Genomic DNA, 23,676 nt, shown 5'->3' on the forward strand with positions numbered 1-23,676 from the left:
CCTTATAATAAATTGTCAATTTTTGAAAACATCCTATCATTCAACTTGTAAATATGCTCCTTACTGTATCCATTCAAAAATTCGTCATCATTAAAAAACGATCGCCCTTGAGCTTCTATTAGAGCAGCTCTAAAACTCTGAACATTATTAATCTCAAAAAATATTATATTATTGCTTTTAAACTCCATAAAGGCCGGAATATTTGACGCTACTATCTTCGTACGTAGTTTAATTGCTTCTAAAATAGGTAAACCAAAACCCTCATAAAATGATGGAAAAATAAAAGATACTGCCCCCCTATATAAGACAGATAATTCCTCATCCGTTACAGTACCAACTGCAAGAATATTTTTACCCGATTTATGTCCTTTACCTGCTAAAACAAGGAGAGGTAAATCATCTGAACTTTCAAAAACTTCCCGCACGAAATCCAGATTCTTATGTGGCCTATTGTTTCCGCAATAAAAAAAGTAGGGTTTATCTTGCAATAAAAACCTGTCCAACGTAACCGTTGGGATCTCATCATTGATTTCAGAATCTTCCGGAATACATAGTGAATCCCGTTTATAAAAAGACAATATATCCCTCCTTGTCGTTTCAGACACGGAGATTAGTATATCAGAATTTTTTATAGAATTCTCAACAATAAAATCGAAATACCACCTCTTTAAAGTCGAAATATATTTATTCTTGGAAAAAAAAGATGGCACAATTTTGTACATCAAATCATGAACTGTCAAAATGCTCACCAGGTTTTTAGGTTTTATGATAAAACTTGAATAAAATGGAGAATGAAGTACATCAATTTGTAATGATTCGACGTAAGACTTAAATAAAACAAAATGTAAAATATTATATGGCTTTAATTTTGTCAATGAAATTTCACCATATTCATGGTCATAAATCTCTTCGTTTAAGATAAGCACAATTTTAGTGATATCCTTTCTAGTTTGATAATACTCTAAGAGAAACTCTGTGTATCTGGAAATACCGGTATTATGAATTTTGTTTACCAGTCTACAATCTAACCCAACAATCATTTGAATCTTATTTTAGCAAAAAAATTAATAAATAAAACAGCCAAAGACACAATAATCAACTGAAGAAAACATTTATATAAGAAAATATCTGGTCCATGCCTTAGAAGATGTATAAAATTATAAACCAATATAAAAAAACAGAACCTGCCTAAAATATAAGAGGAAAAATAAAAGATTAAAAAAAGAACTAAAAAATAAATGAAAATTATTAAATAAAAGTAATCTCCAAAATTCCCAATAAAGTAGGCCACAGGACTGATCGCCAGTCCATGCCCCACACTCCCGATATAAAATTTTTGAAGAATAGGGTCGAAATTAAAAAATCCATGTGCTCCGCCATTTGCAGCATATTCTTTAGCCCAACCAGATGTGGCATTGACGCCCATAAATTCAGAAAAATAAGTATAGACCCCGATTGCAGCACTATTTTCTCCCGCACTAAAACTTCTTAGTATAAAAATAAATGCCAAAAAACCAAAGCCAATTAGAACAAAACTTACGACCCGAAAAAATGTTAGCTTTATTCTATTATTATCTAAAAAAAACATAGTTAACATCAACGCATTTGTTACAAAAATTTTCCCTTGATAAACTACGTCTAAGCTTAATGCTAGCAGTCCAAATGCAACTAATAAGTAGGACTTTCTCAACCTAATGATGGAAAAAAAGCAGGCCAATAGCAAATAACCAAATCCCGGAACTAGTTGTGAGCTTATAATTTCAAGTAATTCTTCTCTAGGAACACCATTACGACTTAAAATTAAGCCTTTACCAAAAACAAATATTAAATAGATAAATGTTATAGTAATTATGAAATAATTGACGGTAGTAGTAGGCCTATTAACAACCCAGGGGGTATGTATCACACTAGAAGACAACGCAAACAAGAAAACAACCAAAAGCAAATAAAATGTAATATTCTCGAAATATACATTGTTTTGTTCTTTTGAAAAAATATAGAATTCTGGCCCTACAAAACTCTGCAAGATCAATGGCAAAATAAAATAGAGAAAGCCGAACCCCGCTAATGCGAAGATGCAATAATTAAAAGAATATTTTTTTTGCAACATTGTCCCTAATTTTATCCGTTTCAAATAGAGATAAATTATCAAAAAGACTTAGCTTACCTTCAGAAGTCTTGTTCAAAAGATCTAATAATTCATCTTTGTTGGAATAGCGGTTCTCTAAGTGCGTGCATCCCCGAATCCCAACGATATCGCGAGCGATAACTACAGACCCGCGTTCATTTGCCTCTCTAACGACAAGAGGGTCGCCCTCATACGAACTATTTAAAATCAATACATCTTGTTCTCCAAATAAATGATCTTGCTCATTCCTATCTAACCAACCTAAAAAATTAACTTGAATATAAGCTGTTTTTTCTGCAGAAGCTCTTATTAATTTTGAATCTGGACCATCTCCCACGATGTAAAAACTTTTATATGGATTCTTAGTAGTGTCCAACCAAGAAATTAACTCAGCTAATCGCTTTTGTTGATCATCCAATCTACCAACAAAATATAGTGTATTGAGATCTTTTTTTACTCCGTAAGCAGTTTCATCACATAGCTTTTTTACAATCCTATTTGGTAGAACTACAGTGCACTTTATTTTCTTGAAATAAAGTGCCTGAGCATCTGTTATTGTAATAATTTTGGAAAATGGCAATATAAAAAGATAAAGAAAATAGTTATAGACAACAGCAAATTTACTACCCCATAAAACTACTCTATCGACAAACATCGGAATATATAAAAAGCTGCTTTTAAACAATGAGATGAGAAACATACCTGCCGAAGCCTCAATTGTACCTGCACTCACAACAACTTGATCGTGCTTTCTGATAAGATTAAAATACTTAAAGAAATTAAATAAGCTCCATAAAAGTTCTAAGGGAACTTTCCAGCCATGAAAAAACGATGAAATCCTGACAGAAAAAATGGACTCATCAAGTTGAAAAGCATTATACTGTTCTATATTATTAAAAACGACAGTAACTTTAGAATATTTACCTGCTAATATAATCAGCTCCTTACATTGGAATTCATGTCCTCCAACAACGTTTCCAGAAACAAAAAATAACGTTTTTTTCATATTTTACCAAGGGCAATTTTCATCCTTCTCCATAGTAAAATACCAAAAGAACCAAAAAATAAATAAACTTTTTCTCGAGCGACAGTAAAGTTCCAAAACTTAAATAGTGAAGCAATCCTCTGATTTATGGGAACTGTTTCAATATCCCTAAACATGTTATATAGAGATATCTTTTTTTCCAATATACCCAATACCTCCTTTTTCTCCTTAAAATTTGATTTTGAAACCGAATCTTTCCATAACTCCATGTGATTTATTCGGATTGTCATATCGGATATAAATCGCCTAAAAAACTCCTGCTCGCTCTGTCTATTTCTTAGCCAGGAACTTGTCGAATCCTGATGAATTCTATATAACATCGTTTTCTCTTTGCTACAGAAAATTCCACCATGCAAAATCGCACGAAATGTTATTTGATCATCTTCATTAGGCACATTGATTGGTAAAGGCCCATAATCTGTAAATAACGACTTACGCCAAAACTGACCAACGGGAAAAATATGCGGCATTCCTGATAATACAACTTTTTTGATATCCTCATCTAATATATCGTTATAAGTGATTTCGCCAATCCTATTTCCATTCTCATCAATTTTATCAATAGAAGTAGTGATGACATATAAATCCGGATATTTTTCAGCAAGTTTTCGTGCAATCTGAACTCGGTTCGGAAGAGATATATCATCACCCGCGTTGCCTAATATAATATCGGTACTACACAAATCAATAGCATTTTGTAGATTTTTATTTATTCCTTGATTTTCTTTATGGAGAATCACTTTCCATTTTTCTGCAAGTTCAAACTCATCTATATAATCCAAAATTACCTGCTGTGTACCATCTTTCGAACAGTCATCTGAAATGATAACTTCATCTGGTTCTTCCGTCTGTAACCTAATTCCCTCAAGGGATTCCCGAATAAATTTTTTCTGATTATAGCAAATTAACACAAATCCTATCTTCATAATTCCTTTTTATAGAATAACAATTTTCTTAAAACAACCACCATAAATATAAAATAAAGGATCATATTTAAACAAAAAGCCATTGAAGTACCTTCTAAACCATAACTATTCACCAATACGTAACATAAACTTAAATAAGTGAAAGAAAATAATAGCTCTGAAATTATAAAAATCCGAATTTTAGCCTTAGAAATTAAAACATATGAAAGTACCCAAGCCGCTATTTTAAAAAAGTCGCCGATGAGTTGCCAGACCAATATATCGCTGATTTTAAGAAACTCACTACTAAACAATATCATAATGACATAATAGCGCAATAAATAAATAATGACACAAGAAAGCAATACAAAAGGTAAAATGATCTTATATCCGTAAAATATTTCTCGACGTATAATGCCGTCTTCTTTTATTTCCGACAGCTTCGGGAGATAATAGGTATTCAAAGCAGTAACTATGACCAGCAAATAACCATCGGATATTCTCATCATTGCCTGCCAATATCCTGCCTGATCTATCCCTATAGCATTTGTCAAATAATTTCGGATAATTATCTGAATGCTTGGCATTGTAATGGCCGAAACAATGGCCATTAAACTATACGAGCCAAATTTTATAGCCCAATCTTTTGAAAATGTACCAAAGAAATTAGGAAAATAAAAAAGACGGTGTTTAATAATCAAAAATAAGGTAACAAAAAATACAAGCGATTGCCCAACAGCTAAGGCAAAAAGAGCTCCCTGAATTCTAAAATAATATATTAATAAACAAGACAACACCAAAATAAATCCACTACCTAATGAATTGATAATGGTGAAATAATTAATTTTACCTAGCCCATTTAAAATAGATAGAAAGAGTGTATTTAAAGAATATAAACTTACCGTAATCCCAAAAGCTATTACGGGACCGCTAAATGTATCGGTATAGAATAGAAATTCCGAAATATACTTAGCAAGTATTACTATAACTATACCTAAAAATAAAGAACAATACAACGAAATTTTGGCCGCAGTACTGAATAGGGCATTCTTCCGGTCTTCATCATCTTTAAACTCAGCAGTATATTTAACTATACCATTACTAATTGCGCCATTTGACAGTGTGTAAGCTATTGTTATGAAATTCATAAATGCACCCACAGTTGCGACTCCGGCTGCGCCTGTGAGAATAGCCACTACCTTGCCAATGATAAAATTCGAGCCGATTCGAAAAAATGTGATTACAGAAGAAAGAAAAGCGGTGCGAACTAATTTCATCTAAATAGATTAACCTTTTCTATCACTTTGTCTATCTCATTATCACTTAAGACAGAAGATATCGGAAGGCTGAGAACCTCACTGTGTAATAATTCCGTTAATGGAAAATGCAAATTGTTTAATTCTCTATACGCCAATTGCTTATGTGGCGGGGTGGGGTAATGGATTAGAGTCTGAATACCTTCTTTAGTCAAAAATTGCTGTAATTCATCGCGAACACCACTTCTAATAACATACAAATGCCAAACGTGAGACAATGGATCCTTGGGAATAGATGGTAATACTATGTTTTGGTTTGCTATTTCATTACAATATCTTGAAGAAATAGCTCGTCTACTTTCGTTCTCTGCTTCAAGATATTTAAGTTTCTCGTCGAGAACCGCCGCCTGAATTTCATCCATCCTCGAATTCAGGCCTTTATAATCGTTGACATATTTCGTTCTGGAACCATAATTTCCTAAGGCCCTAATTACTTCTGCTAATTCTGAGTCCTTGCAAGAGACAGCACCTGCATCACCTAAAGCTCCTAAATTCTTACCAGGGTAGAAGCTGAATCCAGCAGCATCTCCCAGCGATCCAGTACGAGCATCTCCCCATCTTGCACCGATAGCTTGAGCATTATCTTCAATAATCTTCAAATTATACTTCTTAGCTAAAGAAAAGATTTCTTCTGAATATACTGCTCGACCATACAAATGCACTAGCATAATTGCTTTTGTCTTCGGTGTTATCAATTCCTCGATACGAGATATATCGATGTTAAATGTCTCCGTATTAGGCTCACATAGCACAGGTAATAATTTATTTTCAGATATAGCAAGAACTGATGCTATATAAGTATGCGCCGGAACGATTACTTCATCCCCTTCATCCATCACACCAAGTTCAATATATGCTCTAAAAATCAGTCTTAAAGCATCCAAGCCATTTGCCACTCCTATTACGTGAGGAACACCTATATAGTTTGCTAAATTTTTCTCAAAAGCTTCAACTTCCTCACCTAATAAAAACCATCCTTTACGATATACGCTCAATATCCTACTTTCAATACTCTCCTGATACTTTAAATTGAGAGCCTGTAAATCTAAAAATTTGACCATGATTTATTTATTTAATAATACTACAGCTCCCCATGATAATCCCACTCCAAAACCAACCATCATAACATTTCTATTTTCACCATCAAATGAATCTTTAAATGCCAAAGGAATAGAAGACGAAACCGTATTGCCATAATTTTCCATGTTTATCAAAAATCTATTTTTTTCTATTTTTATTCGATTTCTCAAAAAATTTAACATGAAGGTATTTGCTTGATGAAATACAAATAAATTAATATCATCTTTCGCCAATCCGTTCAAAACTAAATTTTCTTCTATTAATTGAGGAATTCTTTTTGCGGTAAAATCAAATACAGCTGCACCATCCATGAAAAGAAAATTCTCTGGATCATCTTGATTAAATGATTTAGAAAATAGACCACTATTTTTAATTATTAACTTGTCATATCCAGATCCGTCTGTACCTAAGGAGAATTTTCCGATTTCATACTTTCCATCTGAAGATATCAAAGATGCGGTTGCTGCATCCCCAAATAGACTCATATTACCTTTATCTGAATTGTGGATGTGTTTTGAATATACATCTGCAGTGACCAAAAGGACATTATTCGCAATTCCGGAGGAAACCAATGCTGATGCCAAAGAGAGACCATAAATGTATCCTGAGCATCCTTGATTAATATCAATGGCACCACAATTATTACTTAAACCAACTCGATGTTGAACAATACATGCTGTTGTTGGGATCTGATAATCTGGAGATTGTGTGCAGAGCAGAAAATAATCTATTTGTGAGAGATCAATACCAGTTTCAAGTTGTAGGTTTCTAATCGCTGCCACAGCCATATTGGCAACCCCCTCCTTCGAATCGGCAACATACCTATTCTTGATACCAACCTTTTCAAAGATTTTTGAACTTTCCCAAGAAGGGAACATCTCAGCTATGTCCTCGTTAGTTACACTTTTATCCGGTAAATAAACTGAAATATGCTTTAAGTAACTCTTCACTTTTTATTCTCCTCAATATAGTTGAACAAAGACTCGATAGAGGTAAATTGATTTAATTTATTCACGGGAATATCAAATCCATATTCATCTTCGATCATAACTTTTACAACCATAGCGGTCAGAGAATCCCAAAACTCAGACTGCACATAATTTGTTTCAGCATTTATTTCGATATTTTGGTCCTCTAATTGAAAAGCGAACTTTTCAATAAAATCTTGCATTTCCATAATTTGAATTATTTAATTCTTTTAAATATTTGAGCTCTATTTTTTACAAAAATATTCTTTGTCAATTTAAAGTATATATCCAATTCATTTTCTTTGATAACTTCTGGACCAAACAATCTATGATATCGCAGTACAGTCTTATTTTCCCTTCTAACATCAAAATATAATTCCTCATACCCCAACTCTTCAAATACATATTCCTTCACCGCAATATCAAGTTTTATAGGATTAAGTGAATTCAAATAATTTGGTTTTGAAACCCAACTTCCAATTTCCACATAATCTGGCGACATATTATATATACGGTACGTTGCAAAATCTTCACCGAACTCGTCTGTTGCAATGAAATAAAACTCTATTTTCTGATTTTCTTTTTCCTCGTACTTTCGCAACCAAAGTCTCTGCTCCTCAACATCAGCATCTGTTTTAGAAATAAATCTTTTATTTTTCTCGTCATTTCTAAATGATAAGATAAGTTCCGCATCTTTTTCGCGTGCAGTTCTTAAAGAAATCCCATATCTATTTATGTAAATCATCCATTCTGTAATTTAAAAACTCCTGATAATCCCTAATATAATCTTTTTCACTATATAATGAAGACGCTAAAACCAAACAGATACTACCTCCGGAAAAGTCCTTCATTTCTCTCCAGATACCTGGTTTTATATGCAGGGCCTTACGTGGGCTATTCAAAAATACTTCTCGTTTATTTACCCCATCATCTAAAATAAATGTAAAAGAACCACACGCTGCAACAACAAACTGTTGCAGTTCATAATGAGCATGCCCCCCCCTTTCTGCAGCGTAGGGAACATCATATAAATAGTAAATTCTTTTAATCTCAAAAGGTATTGATTTATTGTTTTCTAATACTGTAATATTTCCTTTTTGATTATGTATCAAGGGTAAATCAACAATAGAACAGTCAAATACATTATGCATCTTATTTTTTAATTAAATCTCTGAACAGTCTATAATCTCTAATGTAATCCTCTTCAAGGAATTCACTATCTGAAACTACCATCACGACTGCATTTGTTGAAAAGTTAGACAATTCTCTCCAGTTCATCTTAGGAATATATAATCCATAGTTTGATCTACTTAATGTATAATTAATCGGCTCTGAACCATTATCTAAGACGACATCGAAACTACCAGAAAGAGCAACAATAAACTCATTCTGACTCCGAAATGCATGTCCGCCCCTGGTTTCACCACTAGGAACATCATGGATCCAATAAACTCTTTTGATATCAAAAGGAATTTGACAAGAATTTTCAAAGAAAGACAAATTCCCTCGGTAGTCAACGATCTTAGGAAGATATAAAATATTTGGACTAATCATTTTCAATTATAGAGCTTATTATTTTTGAAATCGTGATAATAAAGATTGATAAAAATGAGAAGATTATTGCTCCTAAAATTATGGATTTAATCTTTCCAACCTTTTCTACTTTAAGAGGATAAATTGGCTCATCAATTTTTTGAATCAGAGGAGCCTCTTTCAAAAGGGCAATTTTACCCAATTCTAAGTTTTGAAGTAATTGGCTTAAAATTGCTTTATTAGTTTCAGCAGAAAACTGTCCCCGCTGGGTTGGTACAAGTCGCTGAGCCTGCCGAGTAGGGTTAAGATTTGGAGTAACATCAATTATAGTAGCAACTGATGAAATAGCTCCATTCATTACCGCTCTAACAGAATCTGTTTTATGTTGAAGAATTTTCACATTTTCTAAAGACTTTTTAGTTTTCGTTTGAATATAAAATTCATTTACTCTTAAAACTAGCTCATCATTGAATTCCTTGGAAAAGCTTTCGTCTTTCGATTTAAAAATTACTTTTATAATTGAGAGCTTCTTATCAGGTTTCCCTACCTCTAAGTAGTTTTCCCTGATATCTTTCACTGCTTCATTAACTACGCTATCCCTTCCTCGTTGCAGTTTGGGATTCTTCTGTACTTTATTTTTAAAATCTACATCATTCAAAAATAAATTTTCTGAAACCCATTTTTCTCTAGCTTTGCTTTCATCAAGATATCGATGTAATAGGAGTTTTGCTGGTTCGCTGTTTGAAGATTTCATTAAAGTTGCCTCAATCATTTTATGAGATTTATAGAGCTCTAAGAGATTGTCACCTTGAAAAATTCCTCCATCTCCCCCACCTATATCAATACCAATCATAGATGCAATTCCTAGATATTGTCCCATGCTCCCCCCTTTATCTCCAGTTTCAAGAACAAAGGAAGTCTCAGCAAGATACACAGGTCTCTTTAAAAATGCGTATATCGCTCCGCCAACCCCTCCGATTAATCCAGCTAATGCAAAAATATACCACTTCAATAAGATAAATTTTATCCATTCTCTAAATTTATTGACAAAATCCTTCAATATAATATCCTGTTTATTTTTAGTCTCGGCCATATCTATTTAAATAAACTAATGATAATAGCAAGAGTAGAAGCTATCCCGGTACCTATTCCTATCCAAGCCTGTGAACTTAGCTTTTCTCTCGGAGCGCGCTTAGGAACAACAATTTCCGCCCCAGGCTTAACTTCCGGATACCCGCCATCTTTACCTTTTACGGCTCCATTAGCGTACTGAACAAATACTCTTTTCTTTAAAGCATTATCCGTAAATCCACCAGCTTGGTTCACATAGTATTTTAAATTCTTACCTTTAACATATACCACATTGTTTGGATTTAAAACTTCACCGACAACCTTCACCGTTTCTAATTCCTTTGGTACGTTTATAATATCGCCATCTAAAACCAAGAGATCACCTTTTTCGTAAGGTTTCTCTAAAATCTTATTTAATTCAATACCCACAAGGTCGCTCGGCTCAATATCAGATGCTGAAGTTCCTTGTTGTGATACTTTTGCCAGAGCTGCACTTTTTGCTTTCGAATTATCTACATTCTCTTCCTCGGCATCTTTATATTTTGCCGTTTTGCCATCTTTTTCCTCAACATCAAGGCTGTCTTTTTCAAGCTCCCTTTTCAAACGCTCTTTTTCTTTCTTCTCCTCGGCTTTCAGTTTAGACATTCCGGTGCGTTTTAATGAAGCTCCCTCGGTGTAGGCATACGTTGTCAAACCGCCTGCGCGCTTTATAATATCCGAAATACGCTCATCTTCGCGGGAGATCGTATAGTAGCCTGGATATAGCACCTCCCCTTCGATTTTTACCTGACGTTGAGTGCGGAAACCAGCATCGCCCAAAATAGAGATAACATCATAAGGTTGCAAAGTCATATTAGGATCCATGAGCACGCCATCTTTAATATCAACCAATACAGTTTGCGAAGAACGATGATCTGTCACATCTAAGTTTTTAATACGGCGAGCGATTTCTACGCGAGCATTTTTCGCCCCTTCGGTCAATCCCCCGGCTTTCTGAATGATATCGCCCAACGTTGCATTGCTGGCAAATGGAAAATCACCCGGAAAACGGACCTCTCCTTGAACAGTGAACTTATATTCATCCCTTAAATCAAAAATGGACGAAATCTCAATCTTATCTTCTCTTTTTAGGGGGATATCCGCAGCTGTACCGGCTAGGATATCGCGTACATTAAAACTAATTAATTCCGAAGTATTATCTGCTTTAAGACGATTAATGATACCGCGCTCCAAGAAGGCATCTTCACGCACGCCATCGGCCATCTCCAGAACCTGTTTTAACGTCATGCCTGGCTCCAAACCGAAAATACCGGGACGGAATACCGCTCCTAATACACTAATACGATTGGAAAAACGTTCCAAAATGGGTTCTACAATATATTGATCTCCACCTTTGGGTGTATAATTTGCAAACTGATCGGCATAGATATCTTGTACACTACGTTCGCGACCTGTTGTTTGAAGAACTTTAATTTTTGCACTATAGGCATTCTCTGTAAAGTCGCCAGCATAGCGCAAAATATCCGATAGCGACTCTCCGGGCACCGTTTCAAATATGGCGGGACGCTTAACTTCTCCTTCGAACTGCACTCTGGCTCCATAAACGGGTATATGAATAATATCCTGATCCTGCAGACGGATATTTCCTTGTTGTATGCCATTGGCTAAAAAGTCGTACACATCAATCGTACTCACCACACGATTGCCGCGGATCACCTGAATTTTGCGATAAGTTCCGTTTTTATTCGGTCCTCCTGAGGCATACAATGCATTGAATACAGTCGCCAAGGAAGGCAAGCTGTAAGTTCCCGGCTTAGTAACCGCCCCTGTCAATGTCACCCGAATCGTACGGATATTGCCAATATTAACACTCACTTGGGTTCTTCCCGAACGTAAAGCTGGATAAGTACCACTCAATCGTTGTTCTATTTTACTTTTTGCTGCGGCAATGGACAAACCAGCCACGTTGATCTGCCCCACATATTCTACTTTAATCGTTCCATCGGGACTTACGGGAAGTTGATAAGATGCTTCATTGTCACCTGTAATATCTAACAATATTTCATCGTCTGGACCAATAATATAGGAGCTAGGTGTAGCCATACGCAGATTGGGTTCAAAAGTGATGGCATTATTCCTAAAAAGGTCTGAGCCAAAAATCTTGAGCTTGCCTTCTTCATTATCAATCGAATCCCTTGTATTCCTCTGCTTATTTTGCAAAGAATCCGCGTTGGAGTAACCATCCACATGACGACCATTTAAACGACTATTACGCGATTGGTTTGAAGAGCCTTGTAATTGATTTGGTTCTTGTTTTTTACGCTTGATTTTCGCCAAGCGTTCCTTAAGCTTTTGGACCTCCACGGCAGACACTCCCTGTGCACGGGCAAAACCATCCAGTTGGCTTTCATCATAGCCCATTAAAGCTGCCTGTTTCACATATTGCTCAATCTGAGCATCACTTAGATTATCAACTTTTATATTGGCGGGATTGGTCTGAGCCCCTACGGTACCAACAAATCCTGCTAGGCATAACCATAATATTATTCTTTTCATCGAAAACGCGGTATTTGCCGCAAAATTAGTAAAACTATTTAATTAAATGATTGAAATATTTCTTGAATAGGCTTTTCTACTGTAATTCATTTATTATTAAAGACCATTTGCCAAAATATATTGTAACGAACGTAAAAACGAGTAATGGTGCTACACAACAGGATAGCGGCTTATTCATTGAATTATTTTTTTATTTAACGAAATAGTTAATCCAACAAGAAGGCCTATATTTGCGCATGCGCCAAATTATTTACAAAAAAGCTATTCTTGTTACGTTAGGATGTATCCTATTATCTTCTTGCCTAAAAAAAGATCTTTACTCGGGCAGTAAAAACGAAGATGGAAAAGAAGTATCACCGCCCGATAACGGCGGAAATACAAATAGATATAGCTATCCATTTGGTGAGGAAAAGACAGGACAAGAAGCGGAACTCATCATCGAATTTCATTCCGGACAAGGAATAATCCATACTCCGACTGTGAGTATTCCGCCGCTGAAATATAATAAGAGTTTATTGTTTATGCTAACACAGGACGATTGTAAGCAGTCGGCATTCAGCATGACCTGGGCTGCCATCAATGGCAAACCAATTGATCGATCTGATATTAAAAGAAAATATTACTACGATATTGAACACCTGGAAGCAGATGACCTCCCTCCAAACAGTTACGCGCTGGGAAAAACACTGGGTAGTACCGATGGTTTTGGGAATGAAGTGCGGTTCCACTTTACAACTACCCTAGCGCCCGAATGGGATTTTATGGACGCCCCGACAGCAGTAAAGAAGAAATTCACAGAAAACTTTTTCCGCTTTTATATGAAATCTGGCCTACGCTGGAATAATGTAGTCGAAATGGTGAACGATGGCAATGCGATTGCATTCCACGACTTGAATACCGCCGCTATCAATAATGTGGACTCGCTAATCAAGCATTTTGATCGGGCTCAACAAATCACCAATAAAAGATTAAATGGCCGGAACATCAAATTTTTGGCCGAGCCTAATGGAAATAAATCGTACCTACAGGCGGCACTTGGCTTTCCAGCAATTCAGACTATGACGGCGCAGACCGGAGCCGATAAGCTTATACCATATCAGGCCAACTCCTCTCTCTACCAAAAGACCTTGGCCCGGTTATTTGTCAATCGCGCTGCTGAGGTAGAAAGGCTGGTCAACGATGCTGCTGCTCAAGATGTGGCTAACCGTGAGGCCGTTCATATTGGTGTACACGAAACAGATCATGACTGGGCTCAGCTCCTGCTCTGGCTGAACAATACCTACGGAAAGGATGGAAAGGACATCCTCTGGTTTCCTTCACAAGAAGAATATTATGAATACAATTATAATAGGCAAAACAGTGTAATCAGTAGCAGTATCGAAGGGAATAAATTAATCGTGAAAGTCAAATTCCCCAGTCAGCCGGATTTCTACTACCCTGCACTCACACTCAATATCAACGGATTGCACATGAATAGCATTAAATCAATTTCTTCGAATGAAACTGTAACAGGTTTGACCTACGGCAATTTTGAAAAGGGAATCAGCGTCAATATAGACTGCCGTAGATTTATACCGGATCATGCAACGCAGTATGTAAATCGGTATCTATCGAAAAAATCCGCCGCAAACCTGTTAGACGCAAAGTATCATGTCAACGCACTAAAAGATTCGCAAGAGAAAAAAAACCTGCTTAACACCCTCGGTATAGAGTAAAGAACTTTTAAAAATGTATCGCCCTGAAAATTTATGATTATATTGTATTTCACTCGTTTGGATTAAAAAAAAAAAGTGAAAGGATTAACTTTACGAGTGCTCTAAACTGATAAAAAGTTACAGATAAACTAAAAAAATGAAAATTATTTCGATTGTTCTACTGATACCTATTAGCGCGCTCTCCCTTTTGTTTTGGTCTTGTACCAGCACCACGAAAGAAAAGCATAAAAAGAATGAGGCAATGTCCCAAAATATGGCGTCTATCAGTTCGGCAGATAGCACATTATTCCATTTCTGGGATAAATTTGATATGCAGGATACTGCCCAGGTAAAAAATCCGGAAAAAGGAGAGCAACAGCTTGCTGATTTTCTCCAGCTCTTGGCGCAACATCCAGATTCTGCAACAAGAGATAAAGCGATCGATCTCATGCTGGACAAGGCAAAAGTCAATCGGAAAAGCTTTGACTATTTCATCAAACAATATGAGCATTATCTATATGATGGCAATTCGCCCATGCGTAACGATATTGTCTATGAATCCGTATTACGCTATCTCATCAAAACAGATCTGTTTTCCGATCTTGAAAAAGAAGCTTATAGACCAACTTATAAACTAGTACGCCAAAATAAAGTTGGGCAAAAAGCAGAAGACTTCAGCTTTGAACTGGCCAATGGGCAAAAACAAAAGCTGTCCGAAATTAATGCGAAATATAGCCTTTTAATTTTCTACGACCCGGACTGTTCTCATTGTAAGGAAACCATCCACCAACTTCGTGATACCCCTCAGCTCGTTCAGCTCTTTAATCAACTGCAGATACAGGTAGTGGCCATCGACCCATGGGGCGACCGCAGCAAATGGAAAAATTACCAATCCGAGTTATCGTATGAATGGATCAATGGTTTTGACAGCGAAAATAAACTTTTAACGTTCAATTTGTATGATCTCAAAGCTTCGCCAACGATTTACCTTTTGGACGAAAACAAAAAAGTACTATTGAAAGATACCTATTTACAGCAGGTCATTGGGTATTTTGTTAAAACCAATTCCTAACTGATGGCTGAAAACACAAACGAAAGCAAAGCACGGGTTATATCAAACGAAGACTATTTCGCCGAGGTACAACGCATCCTTCGTGAAGGCAAGGAAGTACGCATAAGAGTTAAAGGAAATAGTATGCGTCCATTTATTCAAGATGGGGATACTGTCCTACTCCGTGCATACATCGGTAGCCCCCTGCCCTTAGGCAGTAATATACTCGCTAAAGACAAAGATAGATTCGTTTTCCATCGCTTTGTAGGGATGGAAAAGGGTAATTATATCTTGGCCGGTGATGGAAATCTTGTACTCCGGGAATACGTGACCTCCATAGATATTATTGCTATTGCCATTATGCATTATCCCAAAGATAAAGGCAAAGTTATAGCTGTAAACGGGACATGGGCAAGATTACGTGGGCTGTGCTGGTACCGCTTCCGATTGTTACGTCGCTTGCTAACCAAATTAAAATTGATTAATTCTGCTGCGATAGACTAATCAAATAATTATTTACTCAAGCGCTAAGTAAGATTTTTTAAGAGAGTATATAGATATTATCAAACAATTGAATAAAAATTTTCATTTAAAAGCATTGATTTTTGAGTGGAATACACCTTTTCCAATTTTTGCTATTGTAAGAAAATCCTAAACTTTAAAAAAAATTAACATAAAACTGTAGCAATTAAGATAGAATTAACGTTGGGTAAATTAAAATAAGTAAATATATGTATATTTGCATTAATTATTTTAGCTCGAATTATGAAGAAAGTTTTTTACAATGTTAAATATCCATCAAACTATCGCTTTTAATTATTCATATTAAAACTTTTAACAAACTATTTAATAATGTATTAAAAGATTCAATATTCAGAATTCTATAATAATTAAACATATTTATTTAGCTATATAAGTATCGAAGAGAAAGCGTTAAGGGTAATAAGATGAAAGTATTAGTTTTAGGGGGAAGTAGCGGATTCTTAGGGAGTCATTTAAAGAAGAAGCTCAAAGATCCATTTCAATGTGACTTTGTGTCCATGAGGAATCTAAGTTGGGTGAAGGATAATATCCCAACCGACTGTATAATAAATTTAGTAGGGAAAGCCCACGATTTTACGGGCAAGGCAACGGAAGAAGATTTCTTTTTTGCCAACTTTGAGTTAGCAAAAAAGGCATTTAACCTATTTATTTCCTCCCAAGCGAAATTATTTATCCATGTCAGCTCCCTCGCTGCCATTGAAGAAGTAGAGTCTGCAAAATCGCTCTCTGAAAATGCTACATATAACTCCGTTTCACCTTATGGCCGATCTAAACAAGCGGCCGAAGAGTGGCTGATGAAGCAACAACTACCTGCAGATAAGAAACTAGTTATCTTGCGTCCACCCATGGTGCATGGTGCCGGTGACAAAGGCAATTTAAAACAGTTGTATTCCATCGTAAGCAAAGGAATTCCCTATCCATTGGTTCGATTTAAGAATAAACGCTCGTTTCTGTCCGTGGACAATTTTTGTTTCTTTGTTGAACAGATTCTTTTACAAAATGAAAAGATAAATTCAGGAATCTATCACCTATCCGACGATGAAACTTTATCGTCCAATGAAATCGTAAATATCATGAAACAAGAAACAGGCTTAAAAATCCCTTGTTTTCCACTGCCAAAGCGTATAGTTTCCTTTCTATCGAAAATCGGTGATCATAGTAGAGCGTTCCCATTGAATACATGGCGACTGAAAAAATTGACCAGCAACCTCGTTGTTTCAAATAAAAAAATAAAAGTTGCTCTGGCCATCGAGCGTTTGCCTAAAACAGCTAAGGAGGGTCTGCGTGACACCATTAGATCATTAAGGCAACAGTAAAACATATTTGAACCGCAAAGCAAAGCAATAGACAACCGCAGAAATAAAAATTAAAATTGTGCCTTAAATACGAGCCTTTTATATTGTATTTAAGGCACAATTTATTTATGTTTGATAACATAGCCTGTATCAAGCTATCACTTATTATTATATTTTAAACCTTATGAAATTAAGATCAGATTTAGTTTTGAGAACAATCGGTTCAGATCATTTGATCGTAGACCCGAGCCAGGATATGGTTGATCTATCGACAGTATACACCTTAAATAGCTCTGCAGCATGGCTATGGGAACAGCTCAAAGGAAAAGAATTCACGAGTGACACCATTGTCGACTTACTTTGTGAAAACTACGACGTAAATATTGATCAGGCAAAATCTGATGCTGAAATTCTCCTTCAGGATTTTCAAAAACAGGGTTTGTTGGAAAAATGAAATGAACAACAATAGCTTGAAGCAACACCTGCGTTGGGCTTGGTCGATCACCCAGGGATACCGAAGCAAACTGTTCCTCTATTTCATACTGGAACTGATATGCATTGGCCTTTCCCTCGCTTTTGTGTTTTTATCCAAAAAAGCTGTTGACACCGCCACATCCCACGGAGATCTGCCCTTGAAATGGCTGCTGATTGGTATCGTTGGAAGTATTGCTCTAAATGTGGGAATCAAGGGCTATTCGGGTCGTATGATGGAGCAGATCAAATTGAAGCTTATACTCCAGCTCCAACGGACGATGCTCGACGCACAGATGCTCTCCATATGGCAATTAGTCAAGAACTGGCATACGGGCGATATTCAGATCCGCATCCAGACGGACTGTGAGGAAGTCGCCAATACCATCGCAAATATATTCCTGTCTTTTATATTGACCACAATCCAGCTATTGGCGTCGGTCGGTTTCCTGTGGTACATGGACCCCATGCTGGCGCTGATGATACTGGCCATCTCGCCCCTTTTTGTATTTTCAAAATTATACTTCCGCAAGATGCGCAAGCTCAGCAAGGAAGTCAAGGAGGAGGAAAGCAATTTTTCAAAAGTGCTGCAGGAAAATCTACGTTTTCGTCTGCTCATTCGGGCAATGGGCATCTTCCCCAAAAGAAGAGAGAAACTCTTAGCGAGCCAGCATCAATTACTTTTGTTGAAAATACGCCAGCTCAACTTTTCCACCTATACGCAAGGCGCCATGAAAGTGGCCATGAACGCCGGTTATTTAGTTGCTTTTATCTGGGGGATCTATCGGTTGCAATCTGGTCAGATTTCATTTGGTACCATGACCGCTTTCTTACAATTGGTAGCAAGAATACAATCGCCCATCCTCGCACTGATTGCTTATATCCCCGGCTTTGTGCGTTTCCGGGTTTCTGCAGATCGTTTATTGGAATTGCAAGCTGGAGAAATCGAGCCACAAGTAACACAGCAACGTCTCCATGAGACACAGGAACTTCGTATCAATGATCTCTCCTTCCGCTATGAAGATAAATGGGTGTTACAAAATTTAAACCTTTCCTTAAAGGCTGGTGAGCCCACCGCTATCATCGGGCCCAGCGGAAAAGGAAAGACAACTTTGATCCGTTTGCTGCTGGCACTACTAAAAGCTGAAAAAGGAGAAATTTCACTCATAGACAGGGATGGTGAAAGGCCACTAACCGCCAGCCATCGAATCAATCTCGCTTACATTCCGCAGGGAAATTCACTATTCAGCGGTACCATTCGTGAGAATTTACTGCTTCATGTCAAAGACGAAGGAACAATGGATATGCAAAAAGCGCTTTGGCTTGCTTGTGCGGAATTTGTATTTGAGCTACCCGACGGCATCGATACTGTCGTCGGTGAATCTGGCATCGGCCTATCGGAAGGACAGGCACAGCGCGTTGCGATTGCCCGCGCACTCATGCACGACGGTGACATATGGCTCTTCGATGAGGTTACTTCCGCATTGGATAAGACGACATCGGATACGTTAATTCAACGACTATTGGAACATGGAAAGCACAAAATCTGCTTGTTTGTAACTCATGATTTGCACCTGGCCGAAAAATGCCAGCAACGTATTTATCTCGACTAAGCATTATTCGAGTAACATAGCGGATCAATAAGACGCATATCGGCACAATAGACAAATGAAAAGAAGTAGCTGACAACAGCCATGAAATAAAAAGAAATGACCGGCAAATACTTAAGCCTGATTTTCGAACAAATTTTTAAGAGACAACATGGGCATTGCACACCCACGAAATAATTATTGAAACATGAATTTGACGACATCATCCGAATTATCCCAGACTCGCTACCGCATCGCGGAATTAATACTGGAGTTTAATCATCCTGTACATTATCCGCTAACACAGCTTCTTCCTTCGTTTCGGGACTTTCAATTGCTAGACTCCAGCAACAAAACAGATATCAGCATCACGGTCAGTCTAGCAAAAGCAACGATACCTGAGGATATGGGCACACTTCGGACGGACGAATCTATTGCATGGGGAGATCGATTTCGCTTTTATGAAAAAGAAGATATGTTCATCACAACAATCAGCAACGAACAGGGCAACGGGCTTTGGTATCTCCAAAGTGACCGCAACTTTGAACATTCAACGCTGTATGTCCCAACAAGCTCGGCGGATGAACAGGGCGGTGTTATTACCTGGATGGCCATGATGATCTTTGGACAGGCGAGTCTTTTACACAATACAATCATGATCCATGCTTCTGTAGCCAACCACAACGGCAGAGGTATCGCTTTCTTAGGCAAGAGCGGCACCGGTAAGAGCACACATAGTCGCCTTTGGTTACAACATATTCCAAACACCGTTTTACTCAACGACGATAATCCAGCCATTCGAATAACTGATGAAGGCGTATTAATTTATGGAACACCATGGAGCGGAAAGACGCCGTGTTATAAAAATGAACAACTACCCTTGCAGGGGTTTGTTCGCTTACAACAGGCACCAATGAATGAATTTGAATGGCAGAAAGGCTTAAAAGGCTTTATTGCGGTATTGCCCAGCTGTACTTCTATCCGATGGAACAAGGAATTATTTTCCAACATGAATACCATTTTGGAAAAAATCATCGCTCAGGTTCCTGTCGGTTATTTAAAATGCTTGCCGGATGCTGCCGCGGCAGAACTATGCCATTCTTATCTTTTTTCGAACGAATAAAAGGGACCTGATTCGTACCTGCTTCGGACTTGCTTCGACCGCGGACAGATGTTGACCCAATATGCAACAGACCTTGACCAGATCCCGAACAGATATTATCTGGTCAGGATCTGTACAAAGACTGTACAGCCTTTGTTCGCGCCCGAACGCTGTGCGAACAAGGTACGAACACAAGGCGAAACTAACGTTTCTTGATCATACCCCGATCAGGCCGTATATTGACCTCGCCTTGGTTAAGCGTACGATACCCCTTCCGGCTTATGGCATTGATAGAAGCTTTGGTGGTAATACCCGGCGCGGCATCGTTCAATGCTGTAGCCAACATCGTTTCTTTCTTGTCACCTACATCGACAAATACATAATCCGTTATATTGCTTTTATCGGGAACCAAGCCATCCCAATAATCTGAAAAATTCGCAGAATTCTTCAAAAGAAAGGAAACTGGCCAGAAAGATACCTTCTTTTGGACAACTTGCTCAAAGAAGCCTACAGGTTTACCGTATGTACGTGTACCAGAGGCGATGATCTGCACCTGCAGATAGGGCTTGAGTACATTAATTATCATTTCTGCTGCCGATGCTGTACGGTCACTCACCAGAAAATAGACTTTACTCAAGTTCAAATTGCTCTTGCCTTCAAATTTTGTATCCTGAAACATCTTATTGATGCTCGGCGTCGCTTTGATATAATCGTTCACCTCATAGGTGAGCATCAGCTTTCCTTTGGTAATGGCTCCACCAATTTTATCGGCGACATAAGCAGACGCATCTACATATCCCCCTCCATTGTAGCGTAAATCAACAATTAAACTTTTAATCTGCTGAGTCTGGAATTTTTCAAAAGCGGCATCGATCTTTTGTTGATTGACATTATTATTTTCAATCTCTTCAAAAGATGATAAGGCAAGATAGCCTACGTTGTTTCCATTATAGGTATAGACCGAATCTTTATAAATCGGGTCAATGGTATAACCATTCGCATAAGTAAGATCTTTGGTCGTTGTTGTCCCGTCCTGATGTTTCACCTGCAACTTAAGTGTACCAGCGTCCAGGGCAGCATTCAGTTTATTCATCATTTTATCCCGCGCACTTGCATCATTAATCGTACAACCTGTCGTCGTACAGGTGACGGCGATCGAATAATCGGAATCACCGTTGACTGCCGTAATAAAATCGGAACGCTTAAAACCCGCCTTTTGCGCCGGTGATCCACCTTCTACAAAATAGATAATGGGCTGTGCCGTTTTTTCGTCTTCTGTCCCCAATTGAACATAGATGCCATACCCGTCGTTCGTATCCATTTTAAGCCTGCCTGAAGCCGTTGTTCCGGTATTATAACCATCTAGTCCCAGCATATAGGAAAATCGGTCAAAGACCCCGTTTGGATAAGCCGCATGTGCCGGTGTCAGCTTCTTCAGCGCATCGAGCACCATATCTGCTGAACCATATTTATCCGTGAATTGAGAAGGATCACTGGTATAATCAGGGATGGATTTGTCCCAAAGTGAATATAGCTTATAATACTTATAGATGTCATCCTTAATCAACTGCGCTTCGGTGCGCTCGACTGGTTCGGGCTCGGGTTCAGGTTTAGGGGTATCCTTTTTGCAAGAAAAGACAAAAAGTCCAGTCAGTGCTATGGTGGCCAAACGTCCTGTTTGTTTTAAAGGCTCTAAGTTCATAGTTGAAACATTTGTAAAACAAACATAAATAATTTAAGTTGATCCGCAATAAAAAAAACACGCTGACCATGGGGAGCGCCAGCGTGTTTACTACCTATTGAAAAACGTTAGGAGAACAAGCAAAGGCATGCGATAGTTTTAACAAAATCAAAAAATACCTGCCAAGCCTATTTTTTCAAACATATTGATTTAATACTTATATTTTTCCTTCCATTTGTCCCGTAAACTTTGTCTTAGTTTTTCCTCCTGCGAATTTTGCCCGGGTTCATACAATTTGACCCCGCTGATTTCTTTGGGCAGAAATTCCTGAACAACAAAATTCCCCGGATAGGCATGTGCATATTTGTATTCGGCACCGTAATTTAAGTCCTTCATCAATTTGGTCGGCGCATTACGGATATGCAGCGGTACAGACAGATCTCCGGTTTGTTTCACCAAGGCCTGCGCCTTATTGATCGCTTCATAGGAAGCATTGCTTTTAACCGAAGTCGCCAGATAGATCACCGTTTGCGACAGAATGATACGTGATTCGGGCCATCCAATAACATTGACTGCCTGAAAACAATTGTTTGCCAATAACAGGGCATTGGGGTTGGCATTGCCAATATCCTCAGAAGCCAAAATCAACAACCTCCGGGCAATAAAGGACGGATCCTCCCCGCCTTCGATCATCCGTGCAAGCCAATAGACTGCGGCATTCGGATCAGACCCACGGATGGATTTAATAAAAGCCGAAATAATATCGTAATGCTGTTCACCAGCTTTATCATAAATGGCCATATTTTGCTGTACCTGTTTCAGGACAAAGGCATTTGTAATTGGCTCTTTGTGCAATACTGCCGCATTGACAACCAGCTCGAGTACATTTAACAATTTACGTGCGTCGCCACCAGACAGCCGCAACAAGGCCTCATATTCTTCGACAACAATTGCCTGTTTCTGTAAATATTCGTCTTCATGTAATGCTTTTTGGATCAATCCAATAAGATCTTCTTCCGAAAGATGTTCCAATACATAGACTTGGCAACGCGAGAGCAATGCGGAGATAACTTCAAACGAGGGGTTTTCTGTTGTTGCACCAATAAGTGTCACCAGCCCACGTTCAACAGCCCCTAAAAGTGAATCTTGCTGCGACTTGGAAAAACGGTGAATCTCATCAATAAACAAAATGGGTTGATCTTGATTGAAATTCATCAGCCGTTCAGCTTTTTCAATCACTTCACGAATATCTTTCACCCCGGCCTGAATTGCACTTAATGAAAAGAACGGCCTGTCGAGTTCTCTTGCGATCAGCAAGGCCAAACTTGTTTTTCCGACCCCCGGAGGGCCCCACAGAATCATGGATGGAATATTTTTTTGCTGGATCGCATGGTAGAGTACTGCATCTGGGCCCACAATATGTTGTTGTCCCACATAATCGCTCAATTGCCGCGGTCTAAGTCGTTCTGCTAATGGAATTCGTGTCGCCATAACACAAAGTTAAAAATTAAACGGCACAGCGACTAAATATTTTAGCTTTAATCATCCAGTCTCTTCGACGAAGAGTACGGTAAAGCGATAAGCTTCAAGCTTTCATCAGCATAATTCTAATGGTCAGCATTCACCGCCCGATAGTACTTTAACATTT

The 23,676-nt window shown here is 37.8% G+C and carries 22 protein-coding genes; 7 read left to right on the top strand and 15 right to left on the bottom strand.

All coding sequences use genetic code 11. From position 1 onward, the window contains the following. Nucleotides 1–2 precede the first annotated feature (2 nt). The 13 genes from B3P16_RS23200 to B3P16_RS23260 are packed head-to-tail and all read right to left on the bottom strand — an operon-like array spanning nt 3 to nt 12,602. A complete protein-coding gene (locus B3P16_RS23200; protein ID WP_286844691.1) occupies nt 3–1,040 on the bottom strand; it encodes a glycosyltransferase family 4 protein in 1,038 nt (345 codons plus the stop codon). After that, on the bottom strand, nt 1,037–2,110 hold the full coding sequence (locus tag B3P16_RS23205) for a hypothetical protein (RefSeq protein WP_286844692.1): 1,074 nt from the start codon (nt 2,108–2,110) through the stop codon (nt 1,037–1,039). Before B3P16_RS23205 ends, B3P16_RS23200 begins: the two co-directional genes overlap by 4 nt. Continuing rightward, on the bottom strand, nt 2,085–3,134 hold the full coding sequence (locus B3P16_RS23210; RefSeq protein WP_286844694.1) for a glycosyltransferase: 1,050 nt from the start codon (nt 3,132–3,134) through the stop codon (nt 2,085–2,087). The genes B3P16_RS23205 and B3P16_RS23210 overlap by 26 nt, the downstream gene beginning before the upstream one ends. Continuing rightward, the gene (locus B3P16_RS23215; RefSeq protein ID WP_286844697.1) at nt 3,131–4,099 is read right to left on the bottom strand and encodes a glycosyltransferase; all 969 of its coding nucleotides are present in this window, start codon (nt 4,097–4,099) and stop codon (nt 3,131–3,133) included. The genes B3P16_RS23210 and B3P16_RS23215 overlap by 4 nt, the downstream gene beginning before the upstream one ends. Further along, on the bottom strand, nt 4,096–5,355 hold the full coding sequence (locus B3P16_RS23220; RefSeq protein WP_286844700.1) for an O-antigen translocase: 1,260 nt from the start codon (nt 5,353–5,355) through the stop codon (nt 4,096–4,098). Before B3P16_RS23220 ends, B3P16_RS23215 begins: the two co-directional genes overlap by 4 nt. After that, nucleotides 5,352–6,455 (bottom strand): DegT/DnrJ/EryC1/StrS family aminotransferase, encoded by a 1,104-nt coding sequence (locus B3P16_RS23225; protein WP_286844701.1) that lies wholly within the window; start codon nt 6,453–6,455, stop codon nt 5,352–5,354. Before B3P16_RS23225 ends, B3P16_RS23220 begins: the two co-directional genes overlap by 4 nt. Before the next feature lie 3 nt (nt 6,456–6,458). After that, nucleotides 6,459–7,424, bottom strand: coding sequence for a 3-oxoacyl-ACP synthase III family protein (locus B3P16_RS23230; RefSeq protein WP_286844703.1), 966 nt, complete (start codon nt 7,422–7,424; stop codon nt 6,459–6,461). Further along, nucleotides 7,421–7,651 carry an acyl carrier protein gene (locus B3P16_RS23235; protein ID WP_286844705.1) on the bottom strand — a complete coding sequence of 77 codons (231 nt, stop codon included), beginning with the start codon at nt 7,649–7,651 and terminating at the stop codon, nt 7,421–7,423. Before B3P16_RS23235 ends, B3P16_RS23230 begins: the two co-directional genes overlap by 4 nt. 8 nt (nt 7,652–7,659) lie before the next feature. Further along, on the bottom strand, nt 7,660–8,187 hold the full coding sequence (locus B3P16_RS23240) for a GNAT family N-acetyltransferase (RefSeq protein ID WP_286844708.1): 528 nt from the start codon (nt 8,185–8,187) through the stop codon (nt 7,660–7,662). Then, the gene (locus B3P16_RS23245) at nt 8,171–8,593 is read right to left on the bottom strand and encodes a sugar 3,4-ketoisomerase (protein WP_286844710.1); all 423 of its coding nucleotides are present in this window, start codon (nt 8,591–8,593) and stop codon (nt 8,171–8,173) included. Before B3P16_RS23245 ends, B3P16_RS23240 begins: the two co-directional genes overlap by 17 nt. A 1-nt stretch (nt 8,594) precedes the next feature. Beyond that, nucleotides 8,595–8,996 carry a sugar 3,4-ketoisomerase gene (locus B3P16_RS23250; RefSeq protein WP_286844712.1) on the bottom strand — a complete coding sequence of 134 codons (402 nt, stop codon included), beginning with the start codon at nt 8,994–8,996 and terminating at the stop codon, nt 8,595–8,597. Further along, the gene (locus tag B3P16_RS23255; protein ID WP_286844714.1) at nt 8,989–10,068 is read right to left on the bottom strand and encodes a lipopolysaccharide biosynthesis protein; all 1,080 of its coding nucleotides are present in this window, start codon (nt 10,066–10,068) and stop codon (nt 8,989–8,991) included. The genes B3P16_RS23250 and B3P16_RS23255 overlap by 8 nt, the downstream gene beginning before the upstream one ends. Nucleotides 10,069–10,070: 2 nt before the next feature. Then, complete coding sequence (locus tag B3P16_RS23260; RefSeq protein ID WP_286844716.1) at nt 10,071–12,602, bottom strand: SLBB domain-containing protein; 2,532 nt, start codon at nt 12,600–12,602, stop codon at nt 10,071–10,073. A gap of 236 nt (nt 12,603–12,838) precedes the next feature. Here B3P16_RS23260 and B3P16_RS23265 point away from each other — a divergent pair, with 236 nt between their 5' ends. The 7 genes from B3P16_RS23265 to B3P16_RS23295 all read left to right on the top strand — a co-directional run bounded on the left by B3P16_RS23265 (nt 12,839) and on the right by B3P16_RS23295 (nt 20,368). Beyond that, nucleotides 12,839–14,317 carry a hypothetical protein gene (locus B3P16_RS23265; protein WP_286844718.1) on the top strand — a complete coding sequence of 493 codons (1,479 nt, stop codon included), beginning with the start codon at nt 12,839–12,841 and terminating at the stop codon, nt 14,315–14,317. Between the two features lie 136 nt (nt 14,318–14,453). Beyond that, nucleotides 14,454–15,368, top strand: a complete 915-nt coding sequence (locus B3P16_RS23270) for a DUF5106 domain-containing protein (RefSeq protein WP_286844720.1) — start codon at nt 14,454–14,456, stop codon at nt 15,366–15,368. A 3-nt stretch (nt 15,369–15,371) separates the two neighbouring features. Continuing rightward, nucleotides 15,372–15,851, top strand: coding sequence for a S24/S26 family peptidase (locus tag B3P16_RS23275; protein WP_286844723.1), 480 nt, complete (start codon nt 15,372–15,374; stop codon nt 15,849–15,851). 443 nt (nt 15,852–16,294) lie between these two features. Further along, complete coding sequence (locus tag B3P16_RS23280) at nt 16,295–17,206, top strand: NAD-dependent epimerase/dehydratase family protein (protein ID WP_286844725.1); 912 nt, start codon at nt 16,295–16,297, stop codon at nt 17,204–17,206. 163 nt (nt 17,207–17,369) lie between these two features. Beyond that, nucleotides 17,370–17,639 carry a PqqD family protein gene (locus B3P16_RS23285; RefSeq protein WP_286844727.1) on the top strand — a complete coding sequence of 90 codons (270 nt, stop codon included), beginning with the start codon at nt 17,370–17,372 and terminating at the stop codon, nt 17,637–17,639. A 1-nt stretch (nt 17,640) separates the two neighbouring features. Then, nucleotides 17,641–19,269, top strand: a complete 1,629-nt coding sequence (locus tag B3P16_RS23290; RefSeq protein ID WP_286844730.1) for an ABC transporter ATP-binding protein — start codon at nt 17,641–17,643, stop codon at nt 19,267–19,269. A gap of 184 nt (nt 19,270–19,453) precedes the next feature. Beyond that, nucleotides 19,454–20,368, top strand: coding sequence for a hypothetical protein (locus B3P16_RS23295; RefSeq protein ID WP_286844733.1), 915 nt, complete (start codon nt 19,454–19,456; stop codon nt 20,366–20,368). 181 nt (nt 20,369–20,549) lie between these two features. On the opposite strand, the gene B3P16_RS23300 is transcribed toward B3P16_RS23295, so the two are convergent. Together B3P16_RS23300 and B3P16_RS23305 are read right to left on the bottom strand one after the other, a co-directional pair. Continuing rightward, nucleotides 20,550–22,049 (bottom strand): S41 family peptidase, encoded by a 1,500-nt coding sequence (locus B3P16_RS23300; protein ID WP_046673776.1) that lies wholly within the window; start codon nt 22,047–22,049, stop codon nt 20,550–20,552. A gap of 189 nt (nt 22,050–22,238) precedes the next feature. After that, nucleotides 22,239–23,519: a replication-associated recombination protein A gene (locus tag B3P16_RS23305; RefSeq protein WP_046673775.1), complete on the bottom strand. Its 1,281-nt coding sequence runs from the start codon at nt 23,517–23,519 to the stop codon at nt 22,239–22,241. Between the last annotated feature and the right edge of the window lie 157 nt (nt 23,520–23,676).

Source organism: Sphingobacterium sp. UBA7631 (genome assembly GCF_002483935.1).
Classification (GTDB): domain Bacteria; phylum Bacteroidota; class Bacteroidia; order Sphingobacteriales; family Sphingobacteriaceae; genus Sphingobacterium; species Sphingobacterium multivorum.